We start from the raw sequence: 19,281 nt of genomic DNA on the forward strand, positions 1-19,281 counted from the left end.
TTGACTTGAAATTCATTTTACAAATAAATAAAGACCGGTTGGTTTTAAAAAGGAGGCCGCACCATGTCCGCCAAGGGTGAATTGACGCGTCGAAACATCATCGAAAAATCCCTGCAGCTGTTTTCGGTCAAAGGCTACTACAACACATCCATCAGTGACGTCCTCCAGGCCACCGGCCTGACCAAGGGCGGGCTGTACTGCCACTTCAAGAGCAAGGAGGATGTCTGGCGGGCCGTTTACGATGATGCCGTGGCGGTCTGGAAATCCGTCGTCTTTAAAGACACGCGGTCGGTTGCCGATCCGATGCAGCGAATCGAGCGGACCATCGAGAACGTCCTGATAGACTATTTGGGCCGAGAGGTGTTTGACGGCGGGTGTTTTTTCGTCAACATGCTCGTGGAATTGTCCGGGCAGTCCGACACCATGGGGCGCCGCATCCTCAAAGGCTTCGTCGGGTTTTCCAAATTGTTTCAATCCTGGCTGACCGAAGCGGAAAGCGCCGGCCTGCTGAAGCCGGGTCTGGACTACCGGGAAATTTCCAACTTCCTCGTGATCACACTGAACGGTGCGGCCACGCTGTACATGTCCACCCGCGACGGAGCCATCCTCCAGCAAACCAACGATCAGCTGCGCTTTTTCATCCGGCAGCTGCGTAAAGAATAAAACGGAAAGAAAAGAGCCAATCGTATTGACGAACCCGTGCTGGGGCTTTTTTCGAAGGCATCTTTTTAAATGGATGCAAAAACAGCACCCTGCGACCGGTTGAATTTTTGAGCCCTTTTAAATACCAACCGGTCTTACTTTTAAAACAGGAGATCCACCCCATGACCATCACCCCCCTGCTGGCCCGACGCACCCGCAACATGGGCGCCAGCGCGATTCGTGAAATCCTCAAGGTGGCATCCCGCCCGGGAATGATTTCATTGGCCGGCGGCATTCCCGCGCCGGAAAGCTTTCCCATGCACATCATGCGCGATGTCATCGACAGCGTAATCGAAAAATACGGGCCCAACGCGTTTCAGTACGACCTCACCGAAGGGTTCCTGCCGCTGCGCGAGGCCCTGGCAGCCTATCTGGCCGACAAGGGGGTCGCCGCCGCCCCGGAGCAGGTACTGATCGCCTCCGGGTCCCAGGGCGCGTTGGACGGCCTGGGTAAAATCCTGATCAGCCCCGGTGACCATGTGGCCCTGGAAGCCCCCACCTACCTGGGCGCCCTGCAGGCCTTTACCCCTTACGAACCGCAGTATGTTCAGATCGAGACCGACCACCGTGGCATGCTGCCCGACGCACTGGAAAATGCCCTGGAACGGCATCCGGTCAAATTCGTCTACCTGGTGCCCAACTTCCAGAACCCCACCGGCCGGACCCTGCCGTTGAAACGGCGCCGGGCCATCGCCGAAATCATCCAGCGCTTCGACACCCTGCTGGTGGAAGACGACCCCTACGGCGACCTGCGCTACCGCGGCACCCCTCTGCCGCCGATCAAATCCATGGCGCCTGATCACGTGGTGTATATATCGACGCTTTCCAAAGTCTTCGCACCGGGGCTGCGCATGGGGTTCAGCCTGGCTCCGGACCGGGTGCGCCGCTGGCTGGTGCTGGCCAAGCAGGGGGTCGACCTGCACACCAGCACGTTCAATCAGGCCCTGGCCGCCGAATATCTGGCCGGGGGGCACCTGAAACGCCATCTGCCGCACATCGTCGACCTGTATCGTCCCCGGCAGCAGGCCATGCTGGATGCCATGGCCCGCTTTTTCCCGGATGCATTCACCTGGTCGGTGCCGGACGGCGGTATGTTCGTCTGGGCCGAAGGCCCTGAAGGGATGGATATGGAAGCGGTGAACCGGAAAGCCCTGGAACGCAACACGGCCTTCGTGCCGGGGACCTTCTTTTTCGCCCGTCCGGGAGACGGCAGGGAAACCCTTCGGCTCAACTACACCATGGCCGATGAAGCGACCCTCTCCCGCGCGATTGAACTTTTGGGCGAAGTGCTCAGCGATGCATTGTCGCAAAAGCAAATCTACAAACGGATGGGATAGCAGAACGTTTATCGCCGGAAATGGTAGATTGCGGTTCAGATCAAGGCCGCAGCCATTTGAAAACCGCAGGCGTCGCAGCGCGACGTCGAGGATTTCCAGAAGGCGAGAACGCGGGTCCGGGCCGCAAGATGCCGTTTCTGGCTGTAAACTAGAAGGGGATGTCCTCCGCCCCCTCAAAATCATCGATGGTCTCGGAAAGATGCTGGACCACGGCGCCCTTGGTGCCCGATTGAAAAAGGGTGGTCAATTCGTGCAGGGCATCGTACCCCTGGTCAAAGGTATTCAGGTGAAAATCCTGGGCCAGCAGGGAAAACCGCTCCATGTCCGACTCCTTGAGGCAGGCATCGGTGTAAAAGTGAATCAGTTCGCCCAGCATGCAGTCGAATTCGCTGAAATAGGACAGGTCGTCCAGAAGATCCAGGTCGGTCGGGTTGCCGGCCAGCCCTTTCAGCAGGATCGCCTTTAAATTGGGATTGGCCCGTTTGAAATATTTTCGGATCAACGGGACATTGGACGTCTCGGAGTAGCGCTCTTCCAGGTAAGCGTCAAGGATCTGCCGGCTGACCGGACCACCGGCATCCAGAAAACGGATCAGCCGCCGCTGGTTGTCCGTTTCCGGCACCGCCGCCCGCTCTTCCCGGCCCTCCTCCTCGAAAAGCAGATCGTACTCGTCTTCCTGCCACTCGAACCCGGCCTCTTCCAGCCGTTCGCGGTAATCCCGGGGGTGTTTTTTTATGATCTCGCTGACCTGGGCAAAACGGTCTTCGGTGTTGTCGGCGTCAAAAAAGAAGCCCTCACAGGCCGCATCGATCTCCGGATCACCGTCCGGCTCGGCCGTGCCGGTGATACAGCGGAAGCAGCCGTATCCGGCAACGGCGGATCCCGCCACCCACAGGGCATTTCCGCAGGCACAGCGCACGCCCTGGCGCCAGGCGGCAAGGGCGTCTTCAACAGCGGCACGAACCGTATCGCCATCGGCATCCGTGTTGTTGCGAAGGTATTGTTTAACAAATTGGTTGATACGGACGGGAACAAATCCGGACATAGAAACTCCATTGTCGTTGTCGATTCGGCCTGGCCCGGGCCAAGCGCTTCGATTTTCTTCAGGCTTTTGGCACAACCGTTTTTAACCGTCAAGTGTTTGCCGGCATTGCCTGTGCGGGAAAATTTATAAAATCACGACAATCCCTAAAATTTGTTTTTAAATCCAAGCGTTCCACGCGTTTGACATCATCGGCGCGGTGTTTATATTTGAAATGCAAAATACAGACCAAACTTAATTCAAGCCCGTTGTCCAATCAAGGAGGAGATGATGCGCTTTGACCGATTTACCCTGAAATCACAGGAATTGATCCAGAACGCCCAGACGTCGGCATCGACCCACGGCAACCAGCAGATCGAACCGGAACACCTGCTGGCGGCCATGCTCGAAGAGAAGGAGGGGGTGGCACGATCCGTTTTCCAACGGCTGGGCGCCTCCGGCGACGGCATCGCCAACGCTGCGGCCACCGCCATCGACCGGCTGCCCAAGGTCAGCGGCGGGGGGGAGGTCTACCTCTCTTCCACGGCCAAGGCTGCCCTTGAAGCGGCATTCGTCGAAGCCGGCAAGATGAAGGATGAGTACACCAGCATCGAGCACATCCTGCTGGCCCTGTGCGACAAGAAAACGGGGGAGGCCTCCCGCATTCTGGGTGCGGCCGGGGTCAACCGGGATGCCATCTTAAAGGTCCTCATGGAGATCCGCGGCAACCAGCGCATCACCGATCCCAACCCCGAGGAAAAATACGAGGCCCTTAAAAAATTCAGCCGCAACCTGACGGACATGGCCCGCAGCGGACGGCTCGATCCGGTCATCGGCCGGGACGACGAAATCCGGCGCATCGTTCAGGTGCTGTCGCGCCGGACCAAGAACAACCCGGTGCTCATCGGCGAACCCGGCGTGGGCAAGACCGCCATCGTGGAGGGCCTGGCCCAGCGCATCGTGGCCGGTGACGTTTCCGAAAGCCTCAAGAACCGCCGGCTGGTGTCCCTGGACATGGGAGCGTTGATTGCCGGCGCCAAGTACCGGGGCGAGTTCGAAGACCGCCTCAAGGCCGTGCTCAAAGAGGTGGAAAAAGCCGAAGGCGAAGTGATCCTGTTCATCGACGAGTTGCACACCCTGGTGGGGGCCGGCGCCAGCGAGGGGTCCATGGATGCCTCCAACATGCTCAAACCCGCCCTGGCCCGGGGGTCGCTTCGCTGCGTGGGGGCCACCACCTTGAACGAGTACCGCAAATACATCGAAAAGGATGCGGCCCTGGAGCGGCGCTTCCAGCCGGTGCTGGTGCGCGAACCCAGTGTCGAAGACACCGTCTCCATCCTGCGCGGGCTCAAGGAAAAATACGAAGTCCACCACGGTGTGCGCATCAAGGACTCGGCCATCGTGGCGGCCGCGGCCCTGTCGCACCGCTACATCGCGGACCGGTTCCTGCCGGACAAGGCCATCGACCTGATCGACGAGTGCGCCTCCAAGCTGCGCATCGAAATCGATTCCATGCCCTTGGAAATCGACGAAATCCAGCGCAAGATCCTCCAGGCGGAAATCGAACGGGAGGCCCTCAAAAAAGAGTCCGATCCGGCCTCCCGGGAACGTCTGGCCCGGCTGGAAGATTCCCTGGAGGCCATGCGCGCCCAGATCGCCGGCATGAAAACCCACTGGGAGGATGAAAAGCGCCTGATCCAGAACATCCGCACGATCAAGGAGGCCCAGGAGCAGCTGGGAATCGAGGAACAGCGGGCCGAACGGGAAGGCAACCTGGCCCGGGTGGCCGAGCTGCGCTATGGCCGCAGCAACGAATTGAACGGGCAGCTGGAACAGGCCAAAAAGGACCTGGAGGCACTGCAGCAGGACAAGAAAATGCTCAAGGAAGAGGTCGATAACGAAGATATCGCCGAGGTGATCTCGCGCTGGACCGGCATTCCGGTCAGCCGCATGCTGGAAGGCGAGCGCCAGAAGCTGGTGAAGATGGAACAGCGCCTGGGCCAGCGGGTCATCGGCCAGGAACTGGCCATCGAAGCGGTTTCCAATGCGGTGCGCCGTGCGCGCTCGGGCCTCCAGGATCCCGACCGGCCCATCGGTTCCTTTATCTTCATGGGGCCCACCGGGGTGGGCAAGACCGAACTGGCCAAGGCCCTGGCCGAATTCATCTTCGATTCCGAACAGGCCATGGTGCGTATCGACATGAGCGAATTCATGGAAAAGCATTCGGTCTCGCGGCTCATCGGCGCCCCCCCCGGCTACGTGGGCTACGACGAGGGCGGCTACCTCACCGAGGCGGTCAGGCGGCGCCCCTATTCGGTGGTCCTGTTCGACGAAATCGAAAAGGCCCACCCGGAGGTGTTCAACGTGTTGCTGCAGATCCTGGACGACGGCCGCATGACCGACGGCCACGGCAAGACCGTGGATTTTACCAACACGATCATCATCATGACCTCCAACGTGGGCAGCCAGTTTATTCAGGAGCTGGGCGGACGCGACCGCAAGGAGATGGAGCGGCGGGTCACCGAGGCCCTGCGGGCCGGCTTCAAGCCCGAGTTCCTCAACCGCATCGACGAGACCATTATTTTCCTGAACCTCGAGCCGGGCCAGATCGGCCGGATCGTGGAGATCCAGATGGCGCATCTGTCCGATCGCCTGGCCGAACAGAACATCGAACTGGTCCTGTCCGATTCGGCCCGGGACCTGATCGCCCGCCAGGGCTACGATCCCGTCTACGGCGCCCGGCCGTTGAAGCGGGTGATCCAGCGGCAGATCGAAAACCCGCTGGCCATGGAGATCCTGGAAGGCAATATACGGGAAGGCACACGGCTGAGCGCCGAGGCGGAAGGGGACCGGATCGTGTTCCGGCAGGTGTGATTGGAAATCGTGTCCTTGTAATGCAAAGTGCTCTGGTGCCCAATCGGCGCACGGTTATTCAATGGAGCGAAGAGGATATTCCCGGCAGGACGGGTAAAACACGATTTCAGAACTGATGGCCGGGCAACAATCCGGAAATAGCGGATGGTTGCCCGCCCATCAGCTTATAGCCAAAAACAACCACGGCCACAATGACGGCGATCCACAGGACCACCACGACCGTGGCTCCGATGAATGCGCCGGCCCTTGTCCCGGGCAAGACATCCCCGGCCCTGACGCGGCAGTCCTGCATGACCTCGGCCGGAATCATCTTGATCGCCAGCACGATGCCCAGCGGCAGGATGATCAGGTCATCCAGGTAGCCCAGCACCGGAATGAAATCCGGGATCAGGTCGATGGGGCTGGCGGCATAGGCCACCACCAGGGCCGCCACCAGCTTGGCCGGCCACGGCATACGCGGGTCCCGGCAGGCCAGCAACAGGGCATGCACTTCCATTTTCAATGTCCGGACGCGTGCTTTCCAGCGATCCACCCGGCCCGATCCCTCTGTCATTCTGCTTCTCCAGTGGCCATGGGATGGGCCGCGAAAAAATGAACGTCCACATCCTGCCTGCATCTCAACGCGTTATGGCACAGCACCAATGGCCTGTGAAACCATTGCCGAGCCCCGTTTGCGATCCCGCTTCCGGAGTCACCTCAAATCCATTTTTTTCCCGCGGCCCTTTTTGGGAATATTACGCGTCCCCCCGGAAATGGTAGATTTTGGTTCAGGCCAAGGCCGCAGCGCAGTTGAAACCGGAGGCGTAGCAGCGCTACGTCGAGGATTTCAACTGCGTGAGAACGCCGGCCTGGGCCGAAAGATGCCATTTCCGGATGCTCACTTGGCGAACACGCGGAACGCGTCCCGCGGCGACTCCACCACCTTCTGGATCTTCTCCTGGATGTCCTGTTTCTGGAGACCATCCTTTTTGTCCCAGGCCCCCTCGATTTTGGCCACCAGCTCGTCGATCCGGCAGGGTTTGGTCAGGTAGTCGTAGGCACCCAGTTTGACCGCTTCCAGGGCCGAATCAATGGACCCGTGCCCGGTGAGCATCAGCGTCTGGGTAAAAAGGCCCAGCTTTTTGATCTCCTTCAGGGTGGTCAGTCCGTCCATGCCCGGCATTTTCAGATCGAGCACCACCACGTCAACGGTTTCGTTTTCGAGGGCCCGGATGGCTTCCGCCCCGCTGTTGACCGCATGGGTCCGGTATCCCCGGGCGTCCAGCAGCCGCTTCATGTTCTTTGTAAAAATCACCTCATCATCGACCAAGAGTATTTTGGATCCGATCATCGCGGCCTCCTTTCAAAAGGGGCGATCGTCGCCCCGGAAAAAGATGGCAGTTCAAAATGCCATTGTCGTATCAGCCAATTCATGCGGCTCGCTCCAATGGGTCTTCATGGCGGTTCGGCCCCGCCTTCAGGTCGGGCGAACGCAGCGGCAGCCGGACGGTAAAATCGGTTCCCTGACCCGGCACGCTTTTGGCCTGGATCCGCCCCCCCAGTTGCCTGATGATGCTGTAGCAGATGGAAAGCCCCAGCCCCGTGCCTTTGCCCACGGCCTTGGTGGTAAAAAATGGGTCGAACACCTTGGACAGGTTCTCCCGGGATATGCCGCAACCGGTGTCCGACACCACGATCTCCACGGCGCCTTCGGATTCCATGTAGGTGGAGCTGACGGCCACGGAACCGTATTGCTTTTCTTCGTGGGCATCGATGGCGTTGCTGATCAGATTCAGGAAAACCTGCTGGAGCTGGGAAGGATCCGACAAAATCGGCGGGACCTCCGGGGAAAGACGCTCGAAAAAGGTGATCCCGGAAGATTTGGCCTCACGCGCCACCAGTTCGATGATCTCCCGGATGTACGCATTGATGTCCACCGTATCGATGACGGACTGCGTTCGTCGGGAAAATCGGAGCAGGTTATGGGTGATGCGCTTGCACCGTTTGATCTGGATGTCGATCTGATTCATGGAGTCGTCCAGTTGGGCGCCGAAGTCCGGATCCATGCCGTCGGCCTGACGGGAGGCATCCAGGAGGATTTCGCGTTCCGTTGAAATGATCGCCAGGGGATTGTTGATCTCGTGGGCCACCCCCAGGGAGAGTTCGCCGATGGAGGCCATCTTGCTGGTCTGCATGAGCTGGCGGTTCAGGATATCGGCCTCGGCATCCCTGCGTTTGACCAGGTTCAGCATGTAGCGGGTCACCAGGACCGTGACCAGCAGGATGGTGGCGGCGCTCACATGCAGAAAGATCAGTACGCTGAGGTTGGCCCGGTTTTCGGCACCGAAGGCCTCGTCGAGATCCTGCCGGACCACCAGCATCCATGGGGGCGTTTCCAGCCAGGCGGTGCTCACGATCTGCCGCACCGGCCGTTCACCGTTGAAACCGGCATCGGCGGCCTCCTGCCGCACCCGGATACCGGGGTGGACCTCCCCCACGGGCATGGACGCAGGTTCCATGATCCGGCCGCTGTATCGGGGCGTGGTCTGATAGACGCCCTCCGTGTTGACCAGGAACACCTCTCCGGTGCGGCCGATCATGACATTTTCCACCAGGGCACGAAAGGCCTCTGTGTCCACGGTGGCCCGAAGGATCCAGGGCCCGTATCCATCCTCGCCCCGGACGGCAATAATGAAATGCGGCTCACGGCGAAACCCCATGAACATGTCGCTGATGTAAAGCCCCTTTTCCATCACCTTCTTGAACCAGTCTGCATCGCTGTAATTTTTGTCCAGCAGATCGTAGGGCCCCACATAGGCGACATGATTCCCGTCGGCATCGATGACCCCCAGGTCCGTCAGGGTCCATCGCTCCTTGTTGATCATCTCGAAAACCGATTGCAGATGCCGGGAGCCTCTGAAATCCTCCCGGCTGTGGGTGCCGGCAATCAGCGCCAGCTTGGAACTGTGCTCTTTCAAAAACAGTTCGATGACCTTCCTGTGGTGCTGCACTTCGTTCCTGAAAGACGACAGCAGCCGGGTTTCGGCGAAACGATGGTAGTGAGTGCTGATGCCCCATCCCACCACCAGCAGCGGCACGACGGAACAGACCAGGGTCAGCAGGACAAAGCGTTTGAAAAGCCGCCGATACCGGTATTGACGATCGACATCGGAAACGGTGGCGGTGGATTTCTCGGAAACGTTCGGTGGCAGATCCGGCATGAGGCCTCCTTATGGGCGATCGTTTTAACCGACTTGACCCTGCCGATGGTTCTTTTATGGGATTGCAGATCAAAAAACATGCCAATCCAACCGCACCCATAAAATAAATATTTCAATAAAATATCAATAGATTAAACCCGACGTCGCAGGATAAAGGGTCCACCGGAGGCACAGGTGTATACCGGTCGGTGACAGGGGTGTCTCCCTGCCGGACGGCTGGCCGGCTGGCCGTTCAGAAGAGGTGAGGCCAGAATGCCTTCTGGACGTCGATCACCCTGGAAATGATGGTTGGCATAAAAGGAGGACGCCGGGTGCCGACACCAGATGGGTCACGGTTGCGGCTGTCGGTGTCGCATAATTGCTGCAGGAACCGGAGGCCGCAGGTTTCGATGCCTTTGACGCTGTATCCGCCTTCAAGGACAAAAGCGATGCGCCCCCGGCATTCCCGCTCGGCCATCCCGATGAGCATGGCGGTCAGCACCCCGTAGCCTTCTGGAGTGACGTTCATGCCCCCCAACCGGTCGTGCAGATACAGATCGAACCCCAGTGAAACCAGGACGGCCCCGGGCCTGAATCCATGGGCCAGGGGGGCGACAATCTGCTGGACCACGGCGGCAAACGCCCTGTCGCCGGCACCTTTATCCATGGGGATATTCACCGTGAACCCTTTCCCCGGCCCCTCGCCGATCTCACCGATGTTTCCCGTTCCCGGATAGGCCGGGAAACGATGGGTGGAGACATACAATACCGAGGGGTCATCATAAAAAGCAACCTGGGTGCCATTGCCGTGGTGGGCGTCTATATCGACAATCATGATGCGTTCCACGCCGTGAACGTTTTGAAGGTAACGCGCGGCCAGGGCCACATTGTTAAGCAGGCAGAATCCCATTGCCCGATGCGGTTCGGCGTGATGTCCGGGGGGACGCACGGCGGCCACTCCCCGGGTGGCCCGGCCGTCACAAATACCATCCATAAGCCGGAATAGGCCGCCCACGGCCAGGCAGGCCACCTCCCAGGAGTGTTCGGTGGTCTGGGTGTCCATGTCCAGGGACACCAGCTGCCGGCCCGAGGTTTTTTCCAGACCGTCCAGATAGCCGGCTGAATGGACCCACAGCAATTGCTCGCGCTCGGCCGGTTCGATGGGCAGGGCGTGCCACCGCCCGGCGACGCTGGGATGGGCAAGCGCACGGTTGAAGGCATCCAGTCGTCGGGGGCTTTCCAGGTGAAACACCTTTTGCAGGTGCAGGGAGAACCGCGGATCGTTGACCACCAGGACCGTGGCCCTTGAATCGGGGGTCTCTCCGGCGATGCGGACCTTGCCGGTCCGGATGGCCAGGTCGATAAGGGCCGTTGCTTCGGGGATCCGGGCCTGATGCTTCAGCAACCCGGCCAGTGCCGTGGTTGCCGGATAGGGCTGATAGCGGCACATGAGACAGCGGTGGATAAACCGCAGGATCGACGCCCGCCTGGCCCCGGATGCGCGGCGCAGGACCTTGATCGACCTGTGGATGAGCGCCTCCAGCCTGGCCTGGACCCTCCCACCCGGCGGCCGGTGATCGTCAGCCATGTCAACAATACCCGTCAGCAGGTATCCGCGGGGCGTCTCCAGCACGTACCGGCACAGCCGCTGTTCCTTGAAGCCGCCGTTCAGGTAAAACGTCCGGGCGCCCAGTTCCCCGTCCAGAAAAATATGGCGGGCGCCGGGGTAGCAAGTCTGCCAGAGCATCCAGACGCCCGCCAGCAGAAAGGTTCCCACCCCTTTCGGCGGCGTGTCGGTGTCCAGGTGCTGTGGCATCCGCCGGGCGATATATTTGATTTCCAGGCGGGTGTCGACCGCCTCATGGTGCATCCGAAGCATGACCAGGCCCAGGATCCGCTGCCGGGAAATGCAGGCGAATATCCACGGCAGTGTGCCATCCGACCAGCACGCAAGCAGAAACCGGACGGTGAAAAATTCGAAACGCTGCCCGGCCACCTGTTGCATCGTTGCCCGTGTGAGGGGCAGTGGCATGAACCGGGCCGGCTGCCCGCCGGCAAGGTGTCCGCAAAAATGGGGTCCGCTCACGCTGGCATCGGGCAGCCGAAGCGGCTCGTCCAGGCCGGTCGGCAGTACCGCCAGCCGCCGCAGTTCATGGTCCACCACCAGCCTTGCAGCGCCACGCTGGATCTCACCGGCCAGTTGGCGCACGTTCCCTGAGGTCCAGTCGGCGGCCATATCCTGCTTGTGCCGGAGCGCTCCCAATTTAAAGACCAGGGACTGTTCGAGGGCGGCAATGCCTTCCGCGACAAAAGCCGTTTTGGGGATCGTCACCCGCTCGCCTTCAAAATAGTAGTGAAATCCACGGTCCCCGTAGTCCCTTACAGGGGTGTCTTCAGTGGTCGGGAGGCGTATCCGGTTCGCATCAAACAGTTCCCGCAGCCCGTAGCCGCATTCCCGGTCCACGGCATCGATGGCATCGATGGCCTTTTTCAGGTGTTCGCGCTTGATCATGTCCCGCTGGTCGTCCGTCGTTCCCGGTTGGTACAATCGGGCAGGGAATAACCGGATGGCAGCACCATCCTGAACATCGCTCCCCCGGCAGATGATCGCTCCAGCGTCAGTGAGCCCCCCAGGGACTCAAAAATATCCCTTGCCACAGGAAGCCCCAGGCCGGTGCCGTCGGATTTGGTGGTGAACAGGGGTTCAAAAATCCGCTCCCGATCGGCCGCCGGGATTCCCGGGCCGCTGTCGGCAATGGTCACGGCCACACCTTGGCCCTCGGCGGCGACGGCAATTTGAATCTCTCCATGCTTGTCCACGGCGCGCACGGCATTGAGCAAAATATTCTGAATGGCATGACGCAATCGGCCGCGATCGCTTCTGATCACCGGCGGTTCCGGGTCAAGGGCCCATGCCACCCGGATGCATCGCAGGGCCAGGTCCTTTTTCAACCACGCGACCAGCTCCTCCAGCACCGCCACCAGGTTCACGTCGGTGATCAGGGAGGCCTCAGCACGCATGCTGGAAAGAAACTGGCCCAGACGTTCCCGGGCGGTGGTGGCCGACTCCCTGATCTGTGCCAGGTCGTCGCCCACCTGGGGCGTGCAAGCGCCGGCCAGATGATTCTCCATCCACTGTGATGCCACCGTGATGCTGGCCAGCCGGCCTGCGATGTCCTCGAGCAGGCCCATCCCCAGCTCCATGGTCGACGCCATGAAACTGCTCCGGCAAAGCTGGCGGTTCAGGTGCTGGATCCGCTGCCGTTTGTCCTCCAGCCGGCTGACGAGGGTGTTGGCGGTGAGCAGGATCAGAAACATGATAATGATCCCACCGAGAATCAGGGCCCAAAAGGAAAGAATACGCATTTCCAGGGCCGGGGCAAACACCTCATCGGCATCGAAGCGGGCCGCCAGCACCCAGGACGCGGCCGACAGCCAGGTGGTAACCAGAATTTTTCCGCTGGCCTCATGAACCCGGGTGCCGTCGAACCGACCTTGAACGCCGAGGCCGGAGTCGGCCATCAGGCGCCAGCCGGTCCGTGGCCGGGTCTGATAGTGCCCCTGTCGATTGACCAGAAAAAAGTCCGCCGTTTTGAAGGTTTCCCCGTTGGGCATCAGCTGCCGCCCGAGAATTCCGGCATCGATACTCGCCCGGATGATCAGGGATGGGTGGTCGTGATCCCTTCGGACGGCAATACTGACGTGGGGAAGCTGACGGTACCCCAGTTCCTGGTCACTGATGCAGGCCCCCGTTGAACGGGCCATCCGAAACCAGGGCCGATCACTGAAATTGCGGGTCTCCCTGGCCAAAAACCCCTTGTAGGCCAGCTGATTGCCGTCCAGGTCGAAAATCGCCAAATCATTAATCCAGGGAAATTCACGGGTCAGGTCACGGGTATACGCCTCGAAGTTTTCCTGGCCGGTAAGGATGGTGGTGGGTGTTCTGGCCACCCATTTCAGCTCCAGGACGCGGTCGCTCAGGAACCGGTCCAGATTCTGCCGACGCAGCTCAACATCCCGGACGAGCATGTCGATGGTCCTGGCCTTGAAGATCGACACGGCATAGATGGAAAAAATACCGCCGAGAACCACCAACGGGATAAATGCGGACCCCATGAGCGCCGCCAGTACCCGGTTCCACAATCGCCGAAAATGAGGATAATCATTTTTCATGGTTTCTCATCGTTCAATCTGTATCGATTGCGCCGTCTGCACTGTCCAGGTATACCAGGACATCCCTGAGCCGAATCACACCAAGCACCCGCCGATCCGCACAGGTAACGGGCAGCGTCCGGATGCCCTCGTCCATCATCAGTTTCGCCACCTGCTTCAGCGGCGTTGCCGGGTCAACCGAAAGGGTGTCCGAAATCATCACCGCACCGACCGTCACATCCGGCAGCCATTGGGGGTTGGCGGACAGATCTTCCCAGGTGAGGGCCTTTAACCCTTTGAAACGGGCGACACGATTGACGATATCCTGTTTGCTCAAGTGGCCGGCCAGACAATCGTCGGCATCCACAACAAAAAGCGTTTCTCCGGCCATCCTGGGCAATCGGTGGTTGAGGATGGAAAAGGCTTCCAGCAGGGGGTCCCCATCCTCGATTCGCCGGAAGGCATTCAGGATCAACTCCCCGGCCAGCCTGCGGGGCCACAGGATAGGCCGGCGCCGAATCTGCCCGACGGTGCAGGCCGCTTCCAATTTCGCCACCAGGTCCTCAATCCCGCATGGTTTCATCAGATAGTCGAACGCACCCCGGCGAATCGCTTCGATGCCCGTTTCCAGTGTCGCGTGGCCGGTCAGCATAATCACCGGCGGCGCCGGCTTTTTTGCCTGTATCCGGCCCAGGGCCGTCATGCCGTCCATGACCGGCATGCGAATATCCAGCACCACGGCATCGAACGTCCGGCCACCGACCAGATCCAGGGCCTGCCGACCGTCTCCGGCGGTGACCACATCAAAGCCACGCGCGATCAGGAGACGGCGCAGCTGGGTTGCAAACCGATCCTCATCGTCCACCAGAAGTACCCGCCGGGCCGGCGGGGATCGGGTCGCCAGGGCATCATCCATAAAGGGCCTCTTTGGGGTGATGGGTTGTCGCTTTCCGACCACGGTCGCCGTTGATGATCTATACCGTTGAATCAAAAGCCGTGCCATCACGGCAACAACCGGAACGCCCACCGATGGCAAAAGAGGTCCGGCGCCGCAGGGCCAACGTGCTGACCGCCGGGAGGGCTGCAACGGCAGGGATGGCCGTTGAGAACACCATTGGTGGACAGGCGGTCGGCACACTGTCTCCTGAACCTGGACACCGCGGGTCGTCCAGGTGACCGCTTCAATGTCAGACCACCACAAGAAGCAGCCCCCGGGCCGAATCGACCACCGATGCTGAACCGGTCCGGGGCAGGTATCGAAATGGCATTTGGCTTGCAAATGTTTTCATCCAGACGAGAAACATGCAACCAGCAGAATCCCATAAGCCGCAGACGACGAGCCGGGGCGATTTTGAACACCGACTGAACGCCGGCGGCTACCGCCGTCACTTGAGACGTCGTCCATGCATACACGAACCCTGAACAGCGTCAGAGAGATCCTGCTCCCCTATAACGGGAAACTGCCCCTGAATCCGTCGGTGCACCTCAACGATCCGGTCACCACGGCCATCGAAACCATGGTCAGGCACAACCGGCACATCATTCCGGTCGTCTGCAACATGCACCCCGTGGGCCAGGTTCGCCTCAAAGATGCTTTCGCCGCCGTCGGCATAAGGATGCCCTGAACACCGGGCGCCATTTCGATCCGCAGTTTAATTCATCTCCGGTTCCGCGCTCTGGTGATCAGGCAGCCCCTTGTATTGGTCGGTGACAATGCCCGCTTCTTTCATCAGGCGGTGCAGATACTGACGCTGAATACCGGCCTTCTGGGCCGCACGGCTCACGTTCCCGCCATGGTCCCGAAGCAGCTGGTCAATGTACTGCCGGTGGAAGATCGCCACCATTTGATCCTTGGCATCCTTGAAGGGCAGCTGGCCCAGTGAAGGCGGTAATGCGCCGATCATTTGGGAACGTTCCCTCTCCAGAAACAGGTCCTCGGGCATCAGGGTTTCGGTCCGGCAGAAAATCACCCCCCGCTCGATAATGTTTTCCAGCTCGCGCACATTGCCCGGATAATCCAGAGCCATGAGGCGCTGCATGGCCGACGGGTGAATTCCGCTAATGCGCTTATTGTTGATCCCGGCGTATTTTTTCAGGAAATGGTGGCCGAGCAGGGGAATATCCCCACGCCGCTGGGCCAGCGACGGCAACTCGAAATGAATCACGTTGAGGCGGTAAAAAAGGTCTTCGCGGAACCGCCCGCGGGCAATCTCCTTCCTGAGGTGACGGTTGGTGGCCGAAATAAACCGGGTGTCCGCCTTTCGAGTGACATTTCCGCCCACGGGCCGGTATTCACCCTCCTGGAGCAGGCGCAGCAGTTTGGTCTGGAGAATAGGGCTCAGATCCCCGATTTCATCCAGGAACAAGGTACCGCCATGGGCATCTGCCACCAGTCCCCGCTTGTCTTTCCAGGCCCCGGTAAAGGCACCTTTGACGTGACCGAACAACTCGCTTTCGAGCACATTTTCGGGAATGGCTGTACAGTTGATGGTAATAAAACGATTCTCTTTCTGGCGGCTGTGGGCATGGATGGCCTTGGCCACCAACTCCTTTCCCGTACCGCTGGGTCCGGTAATCAGGACGGTTCCCTGGGTCGGCGCCACCTGGCGGATTCGATCGAAAATGTCACGCATCACCGGCGTGACACCCAACAGTGAGGCAAATCCGTTCTGCTTGCCCAGCGCCTCCCGCAAGGCCCTGTTTTCCCGCGTGATGGACTGAATACTGATGACGTTTTCGATGGTAACCAGTATCCGCTCCCGGCGGAAAGGCTTGGTGATGTAATCGCAGGCGCCCTTGCGGGTGGCTTCCACGGCCGTCTCGATGGTGCCGAAAGCGGTCATGACAACCACCGACAGGGTGGGATCGATCTCCTTTATGCCCTCCAGCAGGCGAATGCCGTCCATTTTAGGCATCTTCAAATCCGTGATCACCAGGTCGAACCCACCTGCCTTCACACATTCGAGGGCCACCATCGGGTCGCTGGCGGTTTCGACCTGGTGATCGGTTTCTTCCGTGATGATGCGCTCGAGCAGCAGCAGCATGTCCCGTTCATCGTCAACGACCAATATGCGGCCTTTCATAGACCCTCCTGTGGGCACTGCGGCAGTTTCACGGTAAACGTGGTGCCGCTCCCCCCCCCGGCCCCACCATCCGCCACACGGCTTTCACAGTGGATGGAACCGCCGAAATTGTTGATGATGCCGTAACTGACAAAAAGCCCAAGCCCGGTTCCTTCACCTTCTGGCTTGGTCGTAAAAAAGGGTTCGTAAATACGATCCAGATTCCCTTCCTGAATCCCGCAACCGGTATCCGACACCCTGACCACGACCCGCCGGGAGCCTTTCTCCAGATGGACGCCGATGGTCAGGACGCCTCCCCGGGGCATGGCGCCGACGGCGTTGTTCATCAGGTTGAGAAAAACCTGCTGCAGTTGCCGGTTGTCTCCCCGCACCCGCGGCAGCCGTCGGGCGATATCGGTCCTGACCGTTACGGCCTTGTGCTCGATGCTGTGCCGGGCCACCTGGATGATTTCATCCAGGCAGCGGACCAGGTCCGTGGATTCCTCCGAAACATCGCGATCCCTGGCGAAACTGAGCAGGTTTTCAACGATCTCCTTGCAGTGCAGGCCCTGGCGCTCGATGACCTTCAGATCCTCGAAGGCTTGGCTTCCCGGTGGCTGCTTGCGTATCTGAAGGTCACAAAATCCCAGAATCACCCCGATCGGATTGTTGATTTCGTGGGCCACACCGGCGGCCAGGGTGCCCAGTGCCGCCAACTTCTCGGTGGTCACCAGGTGACGCTGAAGTTTTTTGTTCTCCGTGATGTCCCTGGCGATGCAGAGCACGGCGCTGAGTTCTCCGGCTTCATTTTTCAGGGGCATGTAATTGGCGCTGAGCCATACCGGAGGATCCACGCTGCGGATCTCAATCTCCTCCCGGACACTCCGTTCGGTGGCGTATACCTGTTTGACGGCCTTGATGTTTCGCCGGGCCACGTCGTCGGCGAGCAGATCGGCCAGGGACCGCCCCGTGAGATGCTCCGCATCGCTGCCGAAAAAATTGGCCGTAAAGCTGTTTGCGGACGTCAGCCGGGCCGACGCGTCCAGGGTGAAAATGAAATCCTCGGCGCTTTCGATGAGCAGGCGGTATTTCTCTTCGGAGCGTTTCAATGCCCGGGTGCGGCTGTCCACCAGCCGTTCCAGCCCCCGGGAGAAGCGCATCTCGAACAGGTAGAGGGCCGTGGCAGCGGCGGCCACCACGAACAGCATCAATCCCTGGAGTACCAGCAGCCATCGATGGATCTGTCCCATGGCGCTGGCGATTTCATGGGTCGGCGCCACCACGGCGACACTCCAGAACTGCCCGGGTGTCTGTGAGATATGAACGGGACAAAAGGCGATCAGTTTGGGCATCCGTCCGGTAATGCCGCGATGCCAGGCCGAGATATATGTGCCGGTGCCTTCCCTGCCCTGGAGCATTTCGTCCTTCTGGATCCGGTCGATCTGGACGAAATCCAGGTCCGGATAGGTCTCTTTTCGGGCATCGAAGGCGCTGCGGCCGATAAAGTCCGTATAGGGGTGGTAAAGAAAGCGCCCCTGGCCATCGATGATCCAGGCATAGCCGCTGTTGCCGGAACGGACATCCTTGAGCAGGGGGGAGAAAAACCAGGCCAGGTTGATCCGAAACAGGAAAAAATACCGGCTGCCCGAACCCATTGGGGTCATCATGATCAAATCGAGGCCGGAACCATCCAAAGGGGAACGGCTCACCCGGATTTCTCCCGGACCAGGCAGCCGGTCCGGGACATGGCCCCGGCCAAATACCGGAGGCGCCTGAAACGGATTGCCGCGGGAAAACACCCAGGCGGTCCCCGCAACACGGTCCCATATCCGGATCTCGGTGCCTCCGGCAGCGGAGATCCGTTCCAGTGCAGGCTGCAACCGGGCCTGCCATATAGCCGGGTCCGACACGGGTGCCGCATCCCCGCCGGCGATTTTCAGCAATTCTTCTTCCAGGGTAACCAGTGAATTTTCCACCAGCTTGCGGATAATTCGGGCAACGGTCAACTGCTCCTGGTTGAACTGGTCGCTTACCAGCAGCACCATCTGCCGTGTGAACCGCAGGTGAATGGCGACCGCGGACACCAGGACCACAAGGGCAGCGGCCACGATGATCCGGCCGATCCGCTTTTGGCGGGGTTGGCGCAAAACAACTTTCATAACAGGTTTGGCAGGAGCAAATCACATGCCACGGAGAAAACGGGCGGCGTTGCCTGCAAAACCTGCACGGTCAGGGCGTTTCCGCACGCACGGACATCGGCTGAAAACAGATTCCCCCGGCCGTCTGTCAACATTTTTTACCGGGTGTAAAAACATGGAGCCCATGCACGGGAGAGGCAAGGACGCCCCAAGCCAACTGCAAGGGCGGGGGTCAGGCGCCAAACGCGGCGATCAGCACAAAAACCAGGCACGCCAGGCAAACGGTGTGGCTCACCGCCCCCTTTTTGACGGGGTGGAAAAGCGCGTCGGGCCGCCGGTGGCCATGGGAGCATGTGTATTTCACCACCGGCCTTCCCGACCGCGTGGAGACCTGACGGATACGTTTGACCGGCGCACCGCAAATCCCGCGGGCACCTTTCCCCTTGGCCTTGCAGGTCATGCGGTTGCCGATGAGAATGCTGGTCAGGTTAAACACCCAGTTCCAGGAAATGGCACCGATGAGGATCGACAGCAGCAGCAGGATCACGTGTCGCCGGGTGACCCCCAGGCCCGCCAGGGCGGCACCCATTTTGGCCGGGGTCAGCGGCCCGTCCACCGTTCCGAAACAGCCAAGATAGTATAGAAAAAAACTGGCGCCCATGACAACCATGGTCAGGCCGAAAGACTGTAACCGATTGCGCACCAGACCGTTTTGGGGTTGCCTGCCAGCATCTTCCATCGTGGGGTCAAGGGCCGGTTCATTCATCGTTCAACGTCTCCTGTGGGGCGCGAATGGGTTTGCTGGAAACGAAACAT

The 19,281-nt window shown here is 60.0% G+C and carries 15 protein-coding genes; 5 read left to right on the forward strand and 10 right to left on the reverse strand.

The genetic code is table 11. The annotated features are described in order from the left end of the window. Positions 1-63 precede the first annotated feature (63 nt). The gene (locus DSCA_RS19090; RefSeq protein WP_155317939.1) at positions 64-663 is read left to right on the forward strand and encodes a TetR/AcrR family transcriptional regulator; all 600 of its coding nucleotides are present in this window, start codon (positions 64-66) and stop codon (positions 661-663) included. Positions 664-824: 161 nt separating this feature from the next. Further along, positions 825-2,039: an aminotransferase-like domain-containing protein gene (locus DSCA_RS19095; RefSeq protein WP_155317940.1), complete on the forward strand. Its 1,215-nt coding sequence runs from the start codon at positions 825-827 to the stop codon at positions 2,037-2,039. Between the two features lie 148 nt (positions 2,040-2,187). Here DSCA_RS19095 and DSCA_RS19100 read toward each other — a convergent pair whose 3' ends face one another. Continuing rightward, a complete protein-coding gene (locus DSCA_RS19100; RefSeq protein WP_155317941.1) occupies positions 2,188-3,084 on the reverse strand; it encodes a hypothetical protein in 897 nt (298 codons plus the stop codon). 267 nt (positions 3,085-3,351) lie between these two features. On the opposite strand from DSCA_RS19100, the gene clpB reads away from it, so the two are divergent. Further along, positions 3,352-5,934, forward strand: a complete 2,583-nt coding sequence (gene clpB / locus DSCA_RS19105; protein WP_155320483.1) for an ATP-dependent chaperone ClpB — start codon at positions 3,352-3,354, stop codon at positions 5,932-5,934. Between the two features lie 106 nt (positions 5,935-6,040). On the opposite strand, the gene DSCA_RS33305 is transcribed toward clpB, so the two are convergent. The 6 genes from DSCA_RS33305 to DSCA_RS19135 form a co-directional block, all read right to left on the reverse strand. Further along, positions 6,041-6,487: a YkvA family protein gene (locus tag DSCA_RS33305; protein ID WP_155317942.1), complete on the reverse strand. Its 447-nt coding sequence runs from the start codon at positions 6,485-6,487 to the stop codon at positions 6,041-6,043. 324 nt (positions 6,488-6,811) lie between these two features. Then, on the reverse strand, positions 6,812-7,264 hold the full coding sequence (locus DSCA_RS19115) for a response regulator (RefSeq protein ID WP_155317943.1): 453 nt from the start codon (positions 7,262-7,264) through the stop codon (positions 6,812-6,814). Positions 7,265-7,343: 79 nt separating this feature from the next. After that, positions 7,344-9,134, reverse strand: a complete 1,791-nt coding sequence (locus DSCA_RS19120; RefSeq protein ID WP_155317944.1) for a sensor histidine kinase — start codon at positions 9,132-9,134, stop codon at positions 7,344-7,346. Positions 9,135-9,366: 232 nt separating this feature from the next. Beyond that, entirely contained in the window at positions 9,367-11,625 is a 2,259-nt protein-coding gene (locus DSCA_RS19125) for a histone deacetylase family protein (protein ID WP_155317945.1), read from the reverse strand. Then, complete coding sequence (locus tag DSCA_RS19130) at positions 11,622-13,286, reverse strand: sensor histidine kinase (protein WP_155317946.1); 1,665 nt, start codon at positions 13,284-13,286, stop codon at positions 11,622-11,624. Before DSCA_RS19130 ends, DSCA_RS19125 begins: the two co-directional genes overlap by 4 nt. Before the next feature lie 13 nt (positions 13,287-13,299). Next, the gene (locus DSCA_RS19135; protein ID WP_155317947.1) at positions 13,300-14,181 is read right to left on the reverse strand and encodes a CBS domain-containing protein; all 882 of its coding nucleotides are present in this window, start codon (positions 14,179-14,181) and stop codon (positions 13,300-13,302) included. A gap of 113 nt (positions 14,182-14,294) precedes the next feature. Here DSCA_RS19135 and DSCA_RS19140 point away from each other — a divergent pair, with 113 nt between their 5' ends. Both DSCA_RS19140 and DSCA_RS19145 read left to right on the forward strand, forming a co-directional pair. Further along, the gene (locus DSCA_RS19140) at positions 14,295-14,441 is read left to right on the forward strand and encodes a hypothetical protein (RefSeq protein ID WP_155317948.1); all 147 of its coding nucleotides are present in this window, start codon (positions 14,295-14,297) and stop codon (positions 14,439-14,441) included. Positions 14,442-14,668: 227 nt separating this feature from the next. Continuing rightward, positions 14,669-14,890, forward strand: a complete 222-nt coding sequence (locus DSCA_RS19145) for a CBS domain-containing protein (RefSeq protein WP_155317949.1) — start codon at positions 14,669-14,671, stop codon at positions 14,888-14,890. 27 nt (positions 14,891-14,917) lie between these two features. Here the strand turns inward: DSCA_RS19145 and DSCA_RS19150 are convergent, their stop codons facing one another. The 3 genes from DSCA_RS19150 to DSCA_RS19160 all read right to left on the reverse strand — a co-directional run bounded on the left by DSCA_RS19150 (position 14,918) and on the right by DSCA_RS19160 (position 19,231). Further along, entirely contained in the window at positions 14,918-16,348 is a 1,431-nt protein-coding gene (locus DSCA_RS19150) for a sigma-54-dependent transcriptional regulator (protein ID WP_155317950.1), read from the reverse strand. Beyond that, on the reverse strand, positions 16,345-18,474 hold the full coding sequence (locus tag DSCA_RS19155) for a sensor histidine kinase (protein WP_167527868.1): 2,130 nt from the start codon (positions 18,472-18,474) through the stop codon (positions 16,345-16,347). Before DSCA_RS19155 ends, DSCA_RS19150 begins: the two co-directional genes overlap by 4 nt. 223 nt (positions 18,475-18,697) lie before the next feature. Next, positions 18,698-19,231 carry a hypothetical protein gene (locus DSCA_RS19160; RefSeq protein WP_155317952.1) on the reverse strand — a complete coding sequence of 178 codons (534 nt, stop codon included), beginning with the start codon at positions 19,229-19,231 and terminating at the stop codon, positions 18,698-18,700. Positions 19,232-19,281 lie beyond the last annotated feature (50 nt).

Source organism: Desulfosarcina alkanivorans (genome assembly GCF_009688945.1).
Taxonomy (GTDB): domain Bacteria; phylum Desulfobacterota; class Desulfobacteria; order Desulfobacterales; family Desulfosarcinaceae; genus Desulfosarcina; species Desulfosarcina alkanivorans.